The organism is Candidatus Binatia bacterium (assembly GCA_026415395.1).
Classification (GTDB): Bacteria; Desulfobacterota; Binatia; order HRBIN30; family HRBIN30; genus HRBIN30.
Window position 1 is genome coordinate 148,185 of sequence record JAOAHD010000007.1, and the last position, 17,751, is coordinate 165,935.

Sequence of the window (17,751 nt, forward strand, 5' to 3'; positions counted from 1 at the left end):
GCGATCCAGTCAACCCCGTTTGCTTGCGGTGCGCGCCGCCACGGGCGACCCCGCAACGCGCGGTGCTGTGTGGCATCAGCGGCGAAATCCCCCAACCTCGTGAACGCGACTCAGGCCAATTCGTCCTCGACATCTTGCGCGGCGAACGAGGCGGGGATTTCGAGGAGTTTGTGTGCTTCTTCTTCCGGGAGCTCCTCCACGGCCCGCAGGCGCCGCTCCATGGCGCGCGTGCGCACCCCCGTTTCCTCGATCGTGCGTGTGGCGGTGTTCAGTTGGCGCTTCACCTTATCGAGCACCTGCCCGAACTTGCCGAACTCTGTTTTCACCGCTCCCAACACCTTCCATACCTCAGCAGCGCGTTGTTCGATGGCCAAAGTACGGAAGCCCATGCGTAAGCTGCTGAGGATGGCCGCCAGGGTCGTCGGGCCGGCCACGACGATGCGATACTCTTGTAAAAGCTGCTCGACCAAAGCGGGGTGGCGCAGCACTTCGGCGTACAACCCTTCGGTGGCGAGGAACATAATGGCGAAGTCGGTGGTGTGCGGCGGGTCCACGTACTTGTCGCGAATGTCTTTGGCGGCCAGGCGAACCGTGCGCGCCAAGGCCTCGCTCGCCTGTTGTACGGCATCCGCGTCGCCCCGTTCGGCCGCCTCCTGCAGTCGCAAATAGTCTTCTTGAGGGAACTTCGAATCGATGGGCAGCCAAACAACCGAGTTCGGCTCCTCCTTCGGGCCCGGCAGCCGGATTGCGTATTCCACTGCCTCCGCCGAGTCGCCTTTGATGCGCACGTTCTTTTCGAACTGCCGGCGATCGAGAATTTGCTCCAAAATTGCGCCTAACTGCACTTCCGCCCAAGTGCCCCGCACCTTGACGTTGGAGAGCACCCGTTTGAGTTCGCCGACGCCGTTGGCCAAGTTCTGCATCTCCCCGAGGCCGCGGTGAACCACTTCCAGTCGCTCGCTGACGAGCTTGAACGACTCTCCCAAGCGCTTCTCCAAGGTGTCGTGCAGCTTTTCATCGACGGTTTTGCGCATTTCCTCGAGCTTGCGCTCGTTGCCCTCTTGCATCTCTTTGATGCGCTGGTCGAAGGTCCCCCGTATCCGATCGAGTGCGGCCTGGTTGGATTCGCCCAGCTCCTTGAGCTGCTTGGTCATGGCTTCGAGCTGGAGGCGCTGCGTCGTGCCCAAGTCGGACAGCGTCTTCGTGACGCTCTCGCTCACGGTTTTGACGCCCTCGGACACCTCCTGCCGCATCGCGGACACTTGCTTTTCATTTCCGAGTTGCAGCTCTTTGATCCGTTCATCCAGCGTGGCGCGGACTCGCTCGAGGGTGGCTTGGTTCGAATCGCCCAGGTCCTTCAGTTGTTTTGTCATGCTCTCCAACTGTGTGCGCTGGGTGTTGCCGAGATCCGCAAGGGTCTTCGCCAAGTTGTCGCTGACCGCCTTGAGGCCATCGGAAACTTCCTGCCGCATGGCGGCCACGCGTTTTTCGTTGCCCTCTTGAAATTCTCGCATGCGCTCATCGAAAGTCGTGCGGATGCGTTCGAGCGTGGTTTGGTTCGACTCTGTTAGCTCCTTGAGTTGTTTCCCGATGGTCTCGAGTTGCGCTTTTTGTGTGGCACCCAACTCCTCCAAGGTTTTTGCGATGCGCTCGCTGATGCTGCGCAATCCTTCGGAAACCTCGGAACGCATCTCGCTGATCTTTTGTTCGTTGCCTTCGCGCAGTTCTTTGATGCGGGCATCGATGGTGTTGCGCATTTGCTCGATCGAAGTCTGGTTGACCTCGGCGTTCTGGCGGAAGGAGTTGGTCAGGGTCTCGAATTGCGCCGCTTGCGCTTGGTTGACTGCAGCGATGCTTTCGCGCAGCACACCGAGAGAAGAGTTGAGCCCGGCCTGCAGCTCCTTGCGCAACTCGCTGGCGGCGGCGCGCTGTTCTTCCCGGCCGGCGCGCAGTTCCTCGCGCACGATTTGATCGGCGGCACCGGTCTTCGCGGCGTTGAGCCGCACGAGAATGAATACGATCAACCCGAGGTTTGCGACTGCGAGAGCCAAAATCGCCCAAAGCATGTTCGTTCTCCCCTTTGCCCCGAAAGCGCGTCACACCCACTAGTCCTTTTTTTGCGCCCCGTCTACCGCTGCCTTCGGGTCGTAGCCGTTCCCTCAGCTTGGGAGTGGTCACCGCAGTGCGGAAGTCCCACCCTGAACAAGGGGCGCACGCTGGCCAGCGCATCCGGCCGCGCGCTGCTGCCGGCACGAGACAGGACCGCTTTGGCCGTTCGCCATCAGCCCGGCGAGCGGGTACTCGAAACGAAGCCACCGGTGGAGCGAGTAAGAGACTTGCCCGCGGCAGGATCGTGAAACTCTCCGCAAGTCAACCGGAGAAACGCCTTACGCTGTGCGCGAGCGGCGCAATCCCGCCCGACCGTTCAGGGTTCGGCCAAGCGCATACGCAAGGCGATGTCGCGCGCGAACGAAGGCACGGTGAACTCGACGCCGTTGCTCGTGGCCTCGAGGGCGTCTTCTCGAACGATCGTAGCGGTACGTGTGTCGATCCATTGTGCAGACCAGCGACCGTTTGCGGGGTCGGCAAGCCGCAGCCTGGCATCGCGAATTTCTGCTGGGTCGGGTGCGGCGTAGTGGTGGCGCGCATTTCGAACCCACGCCAACACCGTCGATCTGCCCACGAGGAGGAACGCCTGCAGTGGCCGGCCATCAGGGGCCACGGCAGATTCGCTGCGGATCCTAAACCCCTCGCCCGGGAAATCGACACCCCTGACCAGCGTAGCGAGAGGGCGGAAGTGGAAATAGAGATCGAGAGGATGGACGACGTTGTCCCACCACCAAGTCATGCCGATGCCGAGCGTGCCAGAAAACAGTGCGGCCCAGAGCAAGTCGTGAAAACCGTCGGCGTTCGGGTCTTGTTCGATGGTTTCCGCTGGTCCACGGAAATCCACGCCAGCTTCAGAGATGAACACCGGCTTCTGGTAGCGGGCGAGCCGTCGGAAAATCGCAGGGAAAACACGGGTAAAATCCGTCGGGACCCCAAACGAATAGTAATGGGCCTGGGTGTAGTCGATGGTGTCCAGAGCCCAGAGTGCAGAGAAGGTTGCGCTCGGCGCTAGCACGTCGCTGAGGCTCGTGCTCGTGGAAATCATCCGCGCGTAGGGATCGAGGCTCCGCAGTTCGGCGGCCATCTCGCGGTGCCAGGAGACTAGGGCATCGCTGCCAGGTTGGTCGACGAGATCGACCTCGTTCCACAGTTCCCAAGTCATGATGTTCGTTGCGTAACCCCACCGCCCCACGATGTAGCGCAGCCGTTGTTTGAAGAGGCGAATCGCCTCGGGCTTGGTAAACAACTCCGACGGGTGCGTCAGTGGTCCGCCATTGGCAGCGTTGTACGGGCAGTCAGCCCACTCGGAGTTGTTCGTCAGCGAAAACGGCCCGTGGTTTTGTATGGACAGCATGATCTGGATTCCATGTCGGCGCGCTAACTCGACGACGGAATCGAGCTGCCAGGCGCGATCGAGTCGGCGGGTGTAATTGCCGAGCGAAGAGTGGACGACGGCGCCGTCGGCGCCGCGCTCGATCCATTCCAACCCGAAAGCCCAACTCGGCATCCAAATGCGGATGAAGTTGCCACCGTGCGCAGCCAGGCGAGAGATCCATTCCTCGTAGGCAAAGGTACCCCGACCATCGTACCAGCACATGTTCTCGCCAATGGGGACAAACGCGTTGCCATCGTCGAACTCGAGGTAGCGCGTGTCGCGCGGGCTCGGCCTGACAAAACCATGAAACACCGGCGCGGGAGCGACCTCGAGGTCGCGCCACTCGCTGCTGTTGCTCCCTTGCAGGCTGTGCAGCCGCCAACGCCATCGCCAGGTGCCGGACTCGGTGGGGGTGAAGCGCACCTTCCACTGCAGCTCGCTTGCCGGCGTGAGCCGTTCGAAGCCACCGACAAGGGCGCGTTCGAACGCCTGCCATACGAATGCCGGGATCGTGAACCGCTGCCCGCGCGGTGAGAGAAACTCGCCATCGATTTGCACCTGGCGCGGATCGAAGGGGTTAGGCTCCACAACCGCACGGTCGAGCGTAACCTCGAATGGCTCCCCTTGCGTGGCGTGGTCCACAGCAGGCTCGGCATCCCCCGAGCCTCCGCAGCCGCCAGCAACGGCAATGAGGAAAAGCGAGGCAAGAAGCAACCGGCAGCCCATCACGCCCGCGTATACGGCAACAGCACTGTGCCACACAAGTTGAGAGCCAGAGGAAACCGCAGCGGCCTCTCCATCGGGATCGTTCCTCTTGCTCGCGGGAATGGGTTCCCACAGCCTGCGCTTCGAGCCGTTTCTCGCCTGCTCCCTGCGGTGCAGGTCGGGTTGCGCCTAGTCCTTTCCTCCGGACGGCGCGGCGGCTTGGCGGTGGATGTCTCCCAAAAAGCACAGTGATGGCCTGCAAAGTGTCTCATTCCCAACACACCGAGCCTGGTTTTCGCATGGACGCTAAGCAGCTCTTCTGGGTTCAGGGTTGGCACCATTGTTGCGGTGTCACAGGGCAACGATGCCATGGAACACGATCTCAAACTCCCTTTGCCTCCCCTCAGCAGCCAGTGCGCACGTGCGCCGCTGGCGCCCCGGAATGGTCGTGGCCATGGCATCGCTATGGTTTGCTTGCGGATTTTCTTGTCCCGGCACTCGATCGACGAGACCTCGTGTCGAGGTCGGGCATCCCGGTGCGGAAGATGGTCCCCCTTCCTCCATCTTCCGCACCTCCCTCCCTGTGGTCGAGCGGCGCGGCTGAGGGCTCTCCATTAGTAATTGCGAGGCGACGCCGCTCAATGTCGGCGGAGCACCACTCCCACACCTAGGCAACGAGCTCGAAGGCCGTGAAATCCGGCCGCGCCATCACCGCGCGGAAGTGCTCGAAGGTCCACGGCCAAGCCATGGGGATGCCGCGGTCGTCTAGGTACCAACTGCGGCATCCCGTTACCCACACGGTTTTCTTCGCTGCCTCCACCCGCGCGTGCTCGAAGCGGTTGGTTGCCTCCTCGCTGGCGCTGATCTCCCGGCACTGCCCGGCCCGCAACAACTCCACGAGCTGCATGATGTACGCGAACTGCAGCTCGGCGACGTCGATCAAGGAAAAGTTGCCGACCGGACCGTTTGGTCCGTTGAGCAAGAACAAATTCGGGAAGTCAGGGATGGAGATGGACAGATAGGCGTACGGCCGCTCCCGCCACACATCGTCGAGCCGTTTGCCATAGCGGCCGATGACTTCGATGGGCCTCAAGAACCGATCGACCTGAAAGCCAGTCGCCAGCACGAGCACATCGAGTTCGTGCAAGCGGCCATCCTGGGTGCGCACTCCGCGCGGCTCTACCCGGGCGATGCCTTCAGTGACCAACTCCGCGTTCGGCCGCTGGATGGCTTGGTAAAAATCGGGCGAGACCACCAGGCGCTTGCAGGCCGCACGATAATTCGGGCGCAGCTTTTCCCGCAGCACCGGGTCGGTCACACTTTGCTCGAGGTGGGCACGGCACACATCCTCGATGAATTGAATTTGCGGAGAGTCGGCGTCTACCACGACGTTGGAGAAATTGTCCACAAAGGCGCGTGTGAGTTGCTCGCGCAATTCAGCAATGCGCGCCGGGTTGCGGCGAAATTCCTCCTTTTCTGCCTCGCTGTAGGGGGGATTGTCTTGCGGAAAAATCCACTGCGCGGTGCGTTGGAAGAGAACGAGCTTTTGTACCCGCGACACAATGGCAGACACGATCTGCACCGCGGAAGATCCCGTGCCCACCACCCCCACACGCTTCCCTTCGAGCGGCACGGAGTGATCCCAACGAGCGCTGTGGAAACAAGCGCCGGCAAAGGTGTCGAGCCCTTCGATGTCAGGAAGCTTTGGGTGATGGAGCACACCGGTGGCGGCGAAAATGACGTCTACCCGATCTTGGTAGCCCCGCGCGGTTTCCAGCCACCAACGGCCGTGGTCGTAGCGGCAGAGGCGCACTTCATCGCCAAAGCGGATGAAGGGATAGATGCCGTAGTCAGCAGCCACCCGTTCAAAATAAGCCTGAATCTCTGCACCAGGTGCAAATCGATGGCTCCAATCGGGGTTGGGCGCGAACGAGTAGGTGTACAAGTGTGCCGGCACGTCGCAGGCAATTCCCGGATAGGTGTTCTCCCGCCAAGTTCCGCCCACGCGGTCGGCCTTTTCGTAAATCGTGAAGTGCGACAGGCCAGCTTCCTTGAGTTTGATGCCGCAGAGAATTCCCGCCATGCCCGCACCAAAGACGGCAAATTTCAGGGGCCGTTGTTCTGCGGAGCGGTACGAACGTGCGGTGTTAGAATCCATGGCTCGACCTCATGCAGCCGGCAGCAAACAGGAGTGGATGCTCGACTCTCCGGGAATTTCACCAGCCAAAAGCCGGATGGCTTGCTCTGCTTGCTCGAGCGGGAAGTCGTGGGTGTGCATCTGTGCCAGCGGGACGCGCCCCGATTCGATCAAGCGGATGGCGGAGGCGTAGGCACGACTGGTGACGCCAAAGGCGCCGAAGATCGTGACCTCTTTCACGACAGCCAGGTCGCTGATGAAGTTCGGCACGGTTTTGAAGCCCTTGACGCCAGCGAGCACGATCCGGCCGCGAGTGGCCACATAGTAGAGGGCCTCCGCCACTGGCTCGGGTGAATTCGCCGATACCTCCACCACCACATCGGCGCCGCGCCCGTCGGTTAGCTCCTGAACCCGCCGGCGCACGTCTTCCTCTTCGATGTTGATCGTATAGTCCGCGCCGAACTCTTTGGCTAACGCGAGTTTGGCCTGGTCGCGGGCGAGGCCGGTGACGATGATTCGATCCGCGCCTGCCGCTCGCGCAGCAATCACGCTCGCCAAGCCGCGCTGGCCAGGTCCGAGAATCAGCACCGTGTCCCCCGGGCCTGTGTGCGGCACCTCCACCGCCCAGCGAAAACCCGCGCCTAAGGGGTTGAACATCACGGCAATGTTGGCCGGCACATCCTTGCGCACTGGGTGCACGATGGAGAACGGGTCGAGATACATGTAATCCGCGTAGGCGCCCCACAATGCTGGTGGACGAGAGGTCGGGATGTAGCCATGGGCGAACATGCCCCCTCGGCCGCGGCACACTTGGTAGTTGCCACTGCGGCAGGCGTGGCAATGCCCGCAGGGGATGAGTGGCTCTACGGCAACGCGGTCGCCAACGTTCACTCCCCAGCGCCGCGCGGCGCGATCGCCAATTTTCTCGATAATTCCCAGCGGTTCATGGCCGGGGATGACCGGCATTGGGACGGGCAGCACTCCGGCGTACTGCTCCGCGTCGCTGCCACAAATGCCGCACGCTTCCACGCGCAACAGCGCACTGTCATCGTCGATTTCGGGTAAGGGAAACTCGCGCAACTCCAACGTGCGGGGTGCGGTTTGAACCACTGCACGCGCTTTCATCTCGCCTCACCCTCTCAGGCCGGTGGTCGGCCGGACTTGTCCCCAGCCATGCCGGATGGCCGAGCTGTTGTCAATCCGCACCCCTGTTTCCTAACGGGAACGAACATGGGAACCGGCTTGCGGCAAGTCGCCGTGCAGGACGAGGTGGCGCCCGGCAAGGGGCATTGCGGGCTTGCGTGCGGGATTACAGAGCGCCAGCGCGATCGAGCGCAGAGAGTTCATCGTAGCCGCCGATCGGTTCGTCGTCGATGAAGATTTGCGGCACGGTGCGCCGGCCGGTGCGCTCTACAAGCCACAGGCGCAGCTCGTCGTTGCCGGTGACATCGATCTCTTCGTAGGCAATGGAACGCTCTTCCAACAGCCGCTTGGCCGCTACGCAGTACGGGCAGTAGGTCGTGGTGTAAATGACGACTCGTCGCATACCGGACACAATGTACCGGAGGGGTTTTCATGGAACAATGCGGATGTGCGTGGCCCGCCTTCGCCCTGCGTGCTAGCGGCAACGACCATGAATCGAGCCGAAGAATTATTTGGAGAACTGGTGCGTATCATGGAGCGATTGCGTGGACCTGGCGGTTGCCCGTGGGATCGCGCGCAAACGCACCAGTCGATCAAGGCTTACCTCATCGAAGAGGCTTACGAGGTGGCCGAAGCCATCGAGGAAGAAGACTACGAGGAGTTGCGCAAGGAACTGGGCGATGTGCTGTTGCAAGTGGTGTTTCACGCGCAAATGGCCCGCGAGGCGGGGCGATTTACCGTCGAGGATGTGCTCGCGCACATTAACGAAAAAATGATTCGTCGCCACCCGCATGTGTTCGGCGCTGCGACTGCGGAAACGCCGGAGGAAGTGCTGCGTAACTGGGCGCGGATCAAAGCGGAGGAGCGCAAGGCCGAAGAGAAAGACCGCTCGGTGCTGTCCGGTGTGCCACGTGCACTGCCCGCGCTGCAACGCGCCCACCGCTTGGGGGAAAAAGCGGCACACGTGGGCTTCGATTGGAGCGATGCACGCGCCGTGCTCTCCAAGGTGCACGAGGAACTGGCGGAGCTCGAAGCCGCTTTGCACAAGGAATCGGCGGAGCAGGCTGCCCACGAACTCGGTGACCTGCTCTTCGCCCTTGCCTCGCTCGGCAGGCACTTGCGCCTGCACGCGGAAGACGTGTTGCAGCAGGCGAGCGACCGCTTCATTGCCCGCTTCCGCCGAGTGGAAGAAGCCTTAGCGGCACGCGGCCTCGACCCGCAGGCGGCCACCCCGGACTTGTGGGACGAACTTTGGAAACAAGCTAAGGCTGCGGAGGCTTCCAGTTGACGCGGCGCTGCCATCGGCTCCAACGGCCAGGAATCGCAACGTTCGGTCGCGCGCCGGCCAGGAGTTACCGGCAGGCGAACGGGTCTTCCAGGGGGGCGATTATGTCGCGTTCACCGTTTTGGAGTAACGCCGGCGGGTCGCTTCCCAAAGGCGAGGCAGTTCTCGACCGCCGAGAAGAGTGTGCACGAGAGCGAAAACAAGTACGCCCGCAGCAACGCACACCAGGAGCCAAGTAGTCCGCCACCACAGCGGCTCGCTGGATGCCCAGGTGAGGTGGGCTTGGAGCCGCCACAACAGTGGCAGCATGGCGAGCGCAGCGGCCGCGTCGCGCACAAAGCTGGGGAGTAACGCACGCAACCCAAGCGGGCCGAGTTTCCGCCGCAAGATGGTGAGGAGCAGCAACAAATTGACGGTGGCGGCCAACGAAGTCGAGAGCGCGAGCCCCGCGTGGCGGAAGTCGGCGAGGTGGAGCTGCACGGTAAGCCACGCTAGCGCACGCAGGACCGGCGAGGGTCCGCTTTCCACCGGTCCCATCAAGCTCAAGCTAAACAAAACGTTGGCCACGAACGCTGCCGCGGCAGTCCACACCGGCGTGCGGGTATCTTGTAATGCGTAGAACGCGGGCACGACGACGCGCAGCACCGCGACGGGCCACAGCCCCACGGCAAACGCAGTTAGGGCGTACGCGGTTTGCCGCGCTTCCGCGGCGGTAAAAGCTCCTCGTTCAAACAACACTGCGACGATCGGAAACGCTAGCGCTGCCAGACCGAGTGTAGCCGGGGTGACAATGAAGCTCGTCGAGCGAATGGCGAAGCGCAAACTCGCACGCATCTCCTCCCACTCGCGCCGCGCCGCTTGCGCGGAAAAACTCGGCAGCGCCGCGGTCCCCAAGGCCACCGCAAACAAGCCGAGTGGGAATTCGAACACGCGGTCGGCATACCACAAGTACGAGACGCTGCCCGCCGGCAACGCGGAGGCGAGCACGGTATCGACGAGTAGGTTGATTTGGTACACCGCGGCCCCGAACACGGTGGGTAACAGCAACCGCGCCGAGCGGAGAACCGCTTCGTGGCGCGGTTCCCACTCCGGCGCGAGAACGATGCCGAGCCGCGCAAGGGAGCCCACCTGCAAAGCCAGTTGGACGACGCCGCCGACTAACACGCCGTAGGCCAAAGCTTGGACTGGTGGACTCACCCACGGGCTTGCCGCTGCTCCGCCAATCATGGCGAGGTTTAGGAAAATCGGCGACATTGCCGGAGCCGCGAAATGGCGGAGAGAGTTAAGAATGCCTGAGCACAGCGCCACGAGACTCACCAAGGCAATGTATGGGAAGGTCCAGCGCGTGAGGGTCACCGTCAGCGCGAACTTTTCCGCATCAGCGGTAAACCCCGGGGCAAACAGCGCGGTGAGCGGTTCGGCCAGCAAGATGCCGGCGAGGGCAATGCCGCCGACGACAAGAGCGAACATCGTCGCCAACACGCGCGCCGCTCGCACGGCTTCTTGGCGTGGGCGTGTCGTCCAGTACTCGGTGAAGATCGGGATGAATGCCGTGCTCATGGCGCCTTCGGCCACGAAGCGTCGCAACAGATTGGGGATGCGGAACGCTACGAAGAAGGCGTCGGCGGCAAGTCCGGTGCCGAAGAAATAACCGACACTGGCATCGCGCACGAGCCCAGCGAGGCGGCTCAGAAAGGTGAACACGGCCACCAGGCCAGCGGCCCGTGCAATCGCTCGGTTCTCGCTCATCCACCCCTCTGCCTTCGCTGCCGCCGTAAGTAGCCCGGGTATGGGACTGGCTGGTTGACGGGTGGGCAACAAACCGCTAGCGAAGTGCGACCTGCAATTGGGAGGAACATTTCGTGGCCTTACGTCACAAGTCAGCGATCAAGCGTCACCGGCAGTCGTTGAAGCGCTACCAGCGCAACAAGGCAATCCGCACCCGTGTGCGGCACGTGCTGCGGCAACTGCGCGAAACGATTGCCAAAGGGGAAGTGAGCGCTGCCGAAGAGCAGTTGCGTTTGGCCATGAAGACGTTGACCAAGGCGGTGTCCAAGGGAGTGTTGCACCGGAACAACGCCTCGCGGCGTATCTCGCGTTTGAGCCAGCAAGTGGCTCGGCTCAAAGGTTCGGCTGCGGCTTGAGCTCTGCGTGCGCTTGGGCATCGTCCATCCGGTGCGGGTGAGTCAAAAGTCCTCGACCATCGCGTTGTAAGCATCGCGCGCCACTTGTCGGGCGAGCCGCTCGAGCAACTGGCGTTTTTCGCTCTCGGCAAGTTGCACGTTGATCGCCTCGCGATCTACGGCACTTTGCGGATTCCACTGGGGGTCGCGCAAATTCTTGGCGTCGAGCGGTTGGAGTTGGAACGCGGCAGCGCTCGTGACGATCACATTAGCGCTCGTGGCGTACTCACCCACCACGCGCAAGCTCTCGGTATGCCACAGCACCGTACCATCCGCACGGCGGGAGAGTTTCAAGTCGACAACCACCGCGAGCTCATACTGCATCGCCTGGTCGCGGCTGTTGAACGCCACGGGCCGCACCGAGATGCTGCGCACCTTGCCAGTAATCAGGGCATCGGCTTGCGAAGGATCTGGCTCCCAGCGCAGTTGTTGCCGCTGGGCAATTTCCCGCTCTAGAGCGAAGACGAGAATCTTCTCCCAGCCATGTTCTGTGGTAGCGTTGTCCACGGTGGCGACGGAAATGCTGCGAATGTCGGGAGGCAACCGTAAAGCCGTGCCGGCTAATTGGTAGCCGCAGGCGCCGCTCAGCCCAAGCGCAAAAGCAAGGAGAGTCCGCCGAAGGTTCACCTTGGCGAGGTTCATCCCACCACAATGCTCACCAAGCGCCCGGGAACGACCACTTGTTTGCGCACGCTCCTGCCTTGGAGCTGCGCTTGCACTGCGGGCAGGGCCAGCGCCAAGCGGAGGATCTCGGCTTCGTCTGCGGTACGCGGCACGGTAATCCGTCCGCGTACTTTGCCATTCACTTGCACGGCGAGTTCCACCTGCTCTTCGACGAGTTGCGCGGGATCGTACTCTGGCCAACGGGCGTCGAAGATGCTTTCCCGGTGACCGAGTGCCTCCCATAGTTCTTCCGCCAAGTGCGGTGCGAAGGGCGCAACCATGAGGAGGAGCGACTCGAGCACCCAACGATCGGCCGGGCCGTGGCGGCGGATGTCATTGAGCAAGCTCATCAGTGCGGCAATGGCGGTGTTGTAGCGAAGCTCTTCTAAATCTTGTTGCACCTTGGCGATCGTGCGGTGCACGCTGCGGCGCAGCTCTGGCGAGCTTTGCGCGTGCGGATCGAACTGCGCGACCAACCGCCACACGCCTTCGAAGAAGCGCTGTACACCGGCAATCCCCTCGTCGCGGAAGTCACCACCTTCGGTGTAGGGCCCGAGGAACATCATGTACGTGCGGAAGACGTCGGCACCGTAGCGTTCTATGTATTGATCGGGGTTGACGACGTTGCCGCGCGATTTGGACATCTTGGCCCCGTCCTTGGTAATCAGGCCATGGGCGCGGAACTTCTTGAACGGCTCTTCGAACGGCAACAGGCCCATGTCGTGCAGCGCCATGGTGATGAAGCGGGTGTACATGAGGTGGAGCACCGCATGCTCGTTGCCGCCAATGTACATGTCGACCGGGAGCCACTTCTTGGTGAGCTCGGGATCGAAGGGCACGTCGGAGCGGTGAGTGGAGGGATAGCGCAGGAAGTACCAAGCCGAGTCGAGGAAGGTGTCGGACACATCCGTTTCCCGTCGGGCCCGGTGGCCACAGCGCGGACAAGGTACTTCGTAAAACTCTTTCACGCGGGCTAGGGGAGCAATGCCGCTTTCGTCGGGGCGGAAGTTTTCTACGTAGGGGAGAAGTACCGGCAAGTCTTGTTCTGGTACGGGCACAATCCCACAGCCGTCACAATAGATAACGGGAATCGGCGGCCCCCAGTAGCGCTGGCGGGAGATGCACCAGTCGTGCAGCCGGTACTCTACGCGCGCCTCTCCCAAGCCGCGCTCCGCCAGCCATTGGGTAATTGCGCGCTTGGCGCGGTCGGAGTCGAGCCCGGTGAACTGGCCGCTGTTGATCAAGCGTCCGGGCCCTTCGTAAGCAGCATGCTCCGCCGCCTCACTGTCGATGGGCTCGATCACTCGCACAATCGGCAGCGCGAACTTGCGGGCGAACTCGTAGTCACGCTGGTCGTGCGCTGGCACCGCCATAATGGCGCCAGTGCCGTACTCGGCTAGCACGTAATCGGCAATCCAGATGGGAATCGTTTGGTCGGTTGCCGGGTTGATCGCATAGGCGCCGGTAAACACACCGGTTTTCTCTCTAACCGAGCGGCGCCGCACGAGATCCATTTTGAGCGTGCGCTCCACGTAAGCGTGCACAGCAGCGCGTTGCTCCGGGGTGGTGATTTCCTCGACCAACGGGTGCTCTGGTGCAAGCACCACGTAGGCGGCACCGAACACGGTGTCCGGCCGCGTGGTGAACACGCGGATTTTTCGACTCGGTTCGTGCGCCAGGGGAAAGTCAATCGCCGCCCCTTCCGACCGGCCAATCCAATTCCGCTGCGCCGTTTTCGTGGTTTCTGACCAATCGATCCAGTCGAGGTTTTTCAGCAGCCGTTCGGCGTATTTCGTGATTTTGAAAAACCACTGCTCGGTAAACCGTTGCTCGACGGCCACGTCGGGGTGGCGCTCGCAGTAGCCGTCGATCACTTGCTCGTTGGCGAGCACCGTGTGGCACGCCGGGCACCAATTCACCGGCGCTTTTTTTCGTTCGGCAAGGCCGAAGTGATAGAGCTTGAGGAAAATCCACTGTGTCCAGCGGTAATAACTCGGGTCGGTGGTGTCGACGACGTGGTCCCAGTCGAGCATCAAACCCAGGCGACGGAGTTGGCGACGGAAGTTGGCAATGGTGCGCGGGATCAGTTCGGCCGGGTGAACACCAATCTTCAGCGCGTAGTTCTCAGAGTGAATGCCGAAAGCGTCGAACCCGATGGGTTCGAACACGTCATAGCCTTGAAGGCGGCGGAAGCGCCCGTGAATGTCCGCCCCGGGAAAGGCAAAGGCGTGCCCGACGTGAAGCCCCTCAGCCGAGGGGTAGGGAAACATCATTAAATTGTAATAGGGCCGCTGCGCGCGGAAGAGGTCCACACGGTTCGTGCCGCGCTCTTCCCAAAGGCGTTGCCACTTTTCCTCGACAACGGACGGGTTGTAGCGGTCATCCATGTTTGTCGCTCCGTTCCGCCTCCAGCGTTTCCTTCACTCCCAAGCGCTCGGCGATGCGGTCGAGCACGCCATTGACGAACTCTTGAGCCCGCTCGCTGGAATATCGCTTACTGATCTCGATTGCCTCGTTGATCACAACGGCTGCCGGCGGCCGGTCGCCCGATAGGAGTTCGTACGTGGCCACCCGCAAAATGGCCAAATCCACCGGGGCGATGCGGTCCAACCGCCAGTGCTCGGCGGCCTCGGCAATTAAGCGGTCGATCTCCTTGCGGCGCTCAAGCGTCCCTTGCACGAGTGCCCCTGCAAATTGCCGCGCCTCGAGCGAGGCGCCAGAGTCTTCCCACAGGTAAGCAATGCGGTCGGGCTGGTACTCGCCAGTAAGCTCTATCTGATACAAGGCCTGAACGGCCAGTTCGCGCCCCTTTCTCCGTGCACCCATGGCCGACCACGCTCATCCCAGTTGCCGGTGTAAGCGTGCGCACTCGACGGCGACGCGAGCGGCTTCGTAGCCCTTGTTCCCGGGATCGTCGCCGGCGCGTGCGAGCGCTTGCTCCATGTTCTCCGTGGTCAAAATGCCGAGGGCTATGGGCACGTGACGAGCCAATTGCACTTGCTGCAAGGCGCGAAACACAGCCTCAGCAATATAGTGATGGTGCTGGGTTTCGCCGCGCACGATGGCCCCGAGGCACACCAGGGCATCGAAACGGCCGGCGCCGGCCAGGGAATCCGCGGCTAGGGGAACCTCGAAGGTCCCGGGCACCTGCACTACTTCGATGTCGTCGTCGCGCACCTGGGCTTCGCGCAGCGCTTTGAGTGCGCCACGCAACAGGCGCTCGGTCACAATTTCGTTGAACCGAGCCGTTACAATGCCAATGCGCAATCCAGCCCCCAGCACATCTCCGCGAATCGTCGTTGGCATCGCGCTATTCCTGATGCGGCAGATCAACGTTGGACAACAAGTGGCCCATTTTCTGCCGCTTGGTGCGGAGGTACTGCAAGTTGCCGCGATGGGGTGGAACTTCCAGCGGCACCCGCTCCACGACTTCGATCCCGTAATGCTGGAGCCCCTCGATCTTGCGCGGATTGTTCGTGAGCAAGCGGATACGCCGAAGGCCCAAGTCGCGCAGGATCTGTGCCGTCATTCCGTAGTCGCGCCCGTCATCCGCAAAGCCAAGCTCGCGGTTGGCTTCGACCGTATCGCGGCCGCGGTCCTGGAGGGCATAGGCGCGCACTTTGTTGGCGAGGCCGATCCCTCGCCCTTCTTGTTGCATGTACACGAGCACACCCTTGCCTGCACGATCGATTTGCTCGAGCGCGCGGCGCAGTTGGTCGCCACAATCACAGCGTTGCGAGCCGAACACGTCGCCGGTGAGGCACTCGGAATGAACGCGCACGAGCACGGCTTCATCCGCCTTCCAGCGGCCCTTGATGACAGCGATGTGCTCGTGGGCATCGACGTCGTTACGATACACCACCATGCGGAACTTGGCGCCGAAGGCAGTGACCATCGGCACGTCCGCCACGCGGTGCACGAGAGAATCTGCCCGCAGCCGGTAAGCAACGATGTCCTCGATCGTCACCACCGGTAGCTCGAACAGATCGGCCAATGCGTTGACGTCGGGCTCCGTTGCCACGTTGCCGGCATCGTCCAGAATCGTGCACGTGACCGCCGCAGGTTTCAGCCCAGCGAGACGAACCAGGTCCACAGCAGCCTCGGGCAACGCGCGCCACGCCAGCACGCCGCCGCTGCGCGCCATCACCGGAAACATATGGCCGGGCATCACAAGGTCGTCTGGCGTTGCGTCGTCGGCCACCGCAGTAAGGATGGTCGTCGCCCGGTCGGCGGCGGAGATTCCCGTGGTCACCCCGCGGCGGGCTTCGAAGGAGGCGCCGTATGCCTTGCGCTGAGGACTGCCTGGGTTGCCGAGCAGGGGAATGCCTAACCGTTGTAAGTGTTCGCGCGGCAACACTAGCTCGACCAAGCCCCGCGCATGCGTCGCCATGAAGTTCACTGCCTCTGGGGTGACGCATTCTGCGGCCAGGCACACCACGGCTTCGCCCTCCCCACCTTGGGCGAGGATTACCATTTGTCCCTGGCGCAGCGCAGTAACTGCCCTGTCCAAACTGTCCGTGGTCATGGGCAGCTCCACTCTGTAGCAACGAGCCAATCCCCTGCAAAGCGACGCACGCGCAGCGGCGGCAGGGAGAGGGCTTCGGCAATGTCTCGAACCCCGAGAGACTCGATGACCGGGCGGCCATCGCCACCGATGAGCTTGGGGGCGAGAAAAAGGAGGAAGCGATCGACCCCACGAGCGCGCAAGGCTTGGGCAGCTACATGCGGACCACCCTCCACCAAAACAGCCAAAAGCTCGCGCCGGCCAAGCTCGGTGAGCACAACCTCCCACGGGATTCCTGCCCCGCCGGTGACAACCTCGACCACGGTGACGCCCCGCTCCCGTAGAGCCTGCACTTTATCGCGCGGTGCGCGCTCGGTGGTGAGCACCAGGGTCGGTGCGCGGCTCACATCGTAAACCCGAGCGCTGAGGGGCGTGCTCAGTTGGCCGTCGAGCACCACGCGCAAGGGTTGCGGCGCTCGCCGGCGGGTTCGGCACGTAAGCTCCGGGTCGTCGCGCACCACGGTGCCGGCGCCCACCAGAACCGCATCGTGCTCCGCACGCAAACGATGTACATAAGCACGGCTCTTCTCGCCGGTAATCCAGCGCGACGAGCCGGTTGCGGTTGCGACCCGCCCGTCGAGGGAAGCGGCAAGCTTCAACGTGACCCAGGGTTTGCCCGTGCGTATGAACTTACGAAACGGGGCGATCAACTCCGTGCAGGCATCCGCAGCAACCCCTTGGGTGACTTCGACTCCCGCCGCGCGCAGTTTCTCGGCTCCTCCGCCCTCGACATTGGGGTTGGGATCCGGGACGCCGTACACCACCCGGCGGATGCCGGCGCGGAGAATCGCCTCGGTGCAGGGCGGGGTCCGCCCGTGGTGGGCACAAGGCTCGAGGGTGACGTAGAGGGTTGCCCCTTTAGCCGCTGCGCCAGCGGCGCTCAGGGCTTCGATCTCGGCATGTGGCAAGCCAGCGCGGCGATGGTATCCGGCACCGAGGACTTGCCCATCCTTGACCACCGCAGCGCCGACGGGAGGGTTCGGTCGGGTTTGTCCGACGCCGCGCCGCCCCCAACGCACGGCAAGGCGCATGAAGCGTTCGTCTGGCGACTGCCGCCTGGCCACGTCAACGCCTCTTCGCGGGCGACTTGCGCCGGCCTTTCATCAAGCGCTGGAGCTCGCGCATGAACTCGTCGACGTCCTTGAATTCCCGGTACACCGAAGCGAAGCGCACATACGCCACTTGGTCGAGCCGGTGGAGCTCGCGCATCGCCGCTTCACCGATCAGCGAACTCGGAACTTCCTTTTCCCCACGCTCTTGCAACACTTGCTCGATGCGTTCGACGGCTTGCTCGATGGCGGCAGTGCTCACGGGCCGCTTCTCGCAGGCCTTCTTAAGCCCGGCGAGCACTTTTTGGCGATCATAAGGTTCGCGGCGGCCGTCTTTTTTCACCACGACCGGCAATACCTCTTCGACGCGCTCGTAGGTGGTAAAGCGGCGCCCGCAGTGTTCACAGGCACGGCGGCGGCGGATGGTGTGGCCGTCCTTGCTCAAGCGCGAATCGATGACGTGGTTTTGCAAGTCGTGGCAAAAAGGACACTTCATCGCCAGGTTGCTGCCCGCGGGTCGCGCTGACCGCTGGGCCAC

At 62.6% G+C, this 17,751-nt stretch carries 16 protein-coding genes; 2 read left to right on the forward strand and 14 right to left on the reverse strand.

Annotated elements, in window-relative coordinates; all coding sequences use genetic code 11:
• Positions 1-110 precede the first annotated feature (110 nt).
• The 6 genes from rmuC to grxC all read right to left on the reverse strand — a co-directional run bounded on the left by rmuC (position 111) and on the right by grxC (position 7,872).
• Complete coding sequence (gene rmuC, locus N3C12_05250; protein ID MCX8071841.1) at positions 111-2,066, reverse strand: DNA recombination protein RmuC; 1,956 nt, start codon at positions 2,064-2,066, stop codon at positions 111-113.
• 359 nt (positions 2,067-2,425) lie between these two features.
• On the reverse strand, positions 2,426-4,210 hold the full coding sequence (locus N3C12_05255; GenBank protein MCX8071842.1) for a DUF5060 domain-containing protein: 1,785 nt from the start codon (positions 4,208-4,210) through the stop codon (positions 2,426-2,428).
• 330 nt (positions 4,211-4,540) lie between these two features.
• Complete coding sequence (locus N3C12_05260) at positions 4,541-4,753, reverse strand: hypothetical protein (GenBank protein ID MCX8071843.1); 213 nt, start codon at positions 4,751-4,753, stop codon at positions 4,541-4,543.
• Positions 4,754-4,856: 103 nt separating this feature from the next.
• Complete coding sequence (locus N3C12_05265; protein MCX8071844.1) at positions 4,857-6,347, reverse strand: NAD(P)/FAD-dependent oxidoreductase; 1,491 nt, start codon at positions 6,345-6,347, stop codon at positions 4,857-4,859.
• A gap of 9 nt (positions 6,348-6,356) precedes the next feature.
• Entirely contained in the window at positions 6,357-7,451 is a 1,095-nt protein-coding gene (locus tag N3C12_05270; GenBank protein MCX8071845.1) for a zinc-binding dehydrogenase, read from the reverse strand.
• A 184-nt stretch (positions 7,452-7,635) separates the two neighbouring features.
• Complete coding sequence (gene grxC, locus N3C12_05275) at positions 7,636-7,872, reverse strand: glutaredoxin 3 (protein MCX8071846.1); 237 nt, start codon at positions 7,870-7,872, stop codon at positions 7,636-7,638.
• Positions 7,873-7,959: 87 nt separating this feature from the next.
• Between grxC and mazG the strand changes: the two genes are divergently transcribed.
• Entirely contained in the window at positions 7,960-8,757 is a 798-nt protein-coding gene (gene mazG, locus N3C12_05280; GenBank protein MCX8071847.1) for a nucleoside triphosphate pyrophosphohydrolase, read from the forward strand.
• A 99-nt stretch (positions 8,758-8,856) separates the two neighbouring features.
• Here the strand turns inward: mazG and murJ are convergent, their stop codons facing one another.
• Positions 8,857-10,503 carry a murein biosynthesis integral membrane protein MurJ gene (gene murJ, locus N3C12_05285; GenBank protein MCX8071848.1) on the reverse strand — a complete coding sequence of 549 codons (1,647 nt, stop codon included), beginning with the start codon at positions 10,501-10,503 and terminating at the stop codon, positions 8,857-8,859.
• Between the two features lie 113 nt (positions 10,504-10,616).
• Between murJ and rpsT the strand changes: the two genes are divergently transcribed.
• Entirely contained in the window at positions 10,617-10,898 is a 282-nt protein-coding gene (gene rpsT, locus N3C12_05290; protein ID MCX8071849.1) for a 30S ribosomal protein S20, read from the forward strand.
• A gap of 42 nt (positions 10,899-10,940) precedes the next feature.
• On the opposite strand, the gene lptE is transcribed toward rpsT, so the two are convergent.
• Genes lptE through nrdR form a run of 7 tightly spaced genes read right to left on the reverse strand, consistent with a single transcriptional unit; the run spans position 10,941 to position 17,709 of the window.
• The gene (lptE, locus tag N3C12_05295) at positions 10,941-11,579 is read right to left on the reverse strand and encodes an LPS assembly lipoprotein LptE (GenBank protein ID MCX8071850.1); all 639 of its coding nucleotides are present in this window, start codon (positions 11,577-11,579) and stop codon (positions 10,941-10,943) included.
• Entirely contained in the window at positions 11,576-13,987 is a 2,412-nt protein-coding gene (gene leuS, locus N3C12_05300; GenBank protein ID MCX8071851.1) for a leucine--tRNA ligase, read from the reverse strand. The genes lptE and leuS overlap by 4 nt, the downstream gene beginning before the upstream one ends.
• Positions 13,980-14,426, reverse strand: coding sequence for a transcription antitermination factor NusB (gene nusB / locus N3C12_05305; protein ID MCX8071852.1), 447 nt, complete (start codon positions 14,424-14,426; stop codon positions 13,980-13,982). Before nusB ends, leuS begins: the two co-directional genes overlap by 8 nt.
• A gap of 12 nt (positions 14,427-14,438) precedes the next feature.
• A complete protein-coding gene (gene ribH, locus N3C12_05310; protein MCX8071853.1) occupies positions 14,439-14,906 on the reverse strand; it encodes a 6,7-dimethyl-8-ribityllumazine synthase in 468 nt (155 codons plus the stop codon).
• Between the two features lie 4 nt (positions 14,907-14,910).
• A complete protein-coding gene (gene ribA, locus N3C12_05315; GenBank protein ID MCX8071854.1) occupies positions 14,911-16,125 on the reverse strand; it encodes a GTP cyclohydrolase II in 1,215 nt (404 codons plus the stop codon).
• Complete coding sequence (gene ribD / locus N3C12_05320) at positions 16,122-17,228, reverse strand: bifunctional diaminohydroxyphosphoribosylaminopyrimidine deaminase/5-amino-6-(5-phosphoribosylamino)uracil reductase RibD (GenBank protein ID MCX8071855.1); 1,107 nt, start codon at positions 17,226-17,228, stop codon at positions 16,122-16,124. The genes ribA and ribD overlap by 4 nt, the downstream gene beginning before the upstream one ends.
• 1 nt (position 17,229) lies before the next feature.
• Positions 17,230-17,709 carry a transcriptional regulator NrdR gene (gene nrdR / locus N3C12_05325; protein ID MCX8071856.1) on the reverse strand — a complete coding sequence of 160 codons (480 nt, stop codon included), beginning with the start codon at positions 17,707-17,709 and terminating at the stop codon, positions 17,230-17,232.
• Positions 17,710-17,751 lie beyond the last annotated feature (42 nt).

What these genes read in the sequence shown, in the direction of transcription:
- rmuC (MCX8071841.1), bottom strand. Translation starts at nt 2,066, where the DNA reads ATGCTTTGGGCGATTTTGGCTCTCGCAGTCGCAAACCTCGGGTTGATC.
- N3C12_05255 (MCX8071842.1), bottom strand. Translation starts at nt 4,210, where the DNA reads ATGGGCTGCCGGTTGCTTCTTGCCTCGCTTTTCCTCATTGCCGTTGCT.
- N3C12_05260 (MCX8071843.1), bottom strand. Translation starts at nt 4,753, where the DNA reads ATGGAGGAAGGGGGACCATCTTCCGCACCGGGATGCCCGACCTCGACA.
- N3C12_05265 (MCX8071844.1), bottom strand. Translation starts at nt 6,347, where the DNA reads ATGGATTCTAACACCGCACGTTCGTACCGCTCCGCAGAACAACGGCCC.
- N3C12_05270 (MCX8071845.1), bottom strand. Translation starts at nt 7,451, where the DNA reads ATGAAAGCGCGTGCAGTGGTTCAAACCGCACCCCGCACGTTGGAGTTG.
- grxC (MCX8071846.1), bottom strand. Translation starts at nt 7,872, where the DNA reads ATGCGACGAGTCGTCATTTACACCACGACCTACTGCCCGTACTGCGTA.
- mazG (MCX8071847.1), top strand. Translation starts at nt 7,960, where the DNA reads ATGAATCGAGCCGAAGAATTATTTGGAGAACTGGTGCGTATCATGGAG.
- murJ (MCX8071848.1), bottom strand. Translation starts at nt 10,503, where the DNA reads ATGAGCGAGAACCGAGCGATTGCACGGGCCGCTGGCCTGGTGGCCGTG.
- lptE (MCX8071850.1), bottom strand. Translation starts at nt 11,579, where the DNA reads ATGAACCTCGCCAAGGTGAACCTTCGGCGGACTCTCCTTGCTTTTGCG.
- leuS (MCX8071851.1), bottom strand. Translation starts at nt 13,987, where the DNA reads ATGGATGACCGCTACAACCCGTCCGTTGTCGAGGAAAAGTGGCAACGC.
- nusB (MCX8071852.1), bottom strand. Translation starts at nt 14,426, where the DNA reads ATGGGTGCACGGAGAAAGGGGCGCGAACTGGCCGTTCAGGCCTTGTAT.
- ribH (MCX8071853.1), bottom strand. Translation starts at nt 14,906, where the DNA reads ATGCCAACGACGATTCGCGGAGATGTGCTGGGGGCTGGATTGCGCATT.
- ribA (MCX8071854.1), bottom strand. Translation starts at nt 16,125, where the DNA reads ATGACCACGGACAGTTTGGACAGGGCAGTTACTGCGCTGCGCCAGGGA.
- nrdR (MCX8071856.1), bottom strand. Translation starts at nt 17,709, where the DNA reads ATGAAGTGTCCTTTTTGCCACGACTTGCAAAACCACGTCATCGATTCG.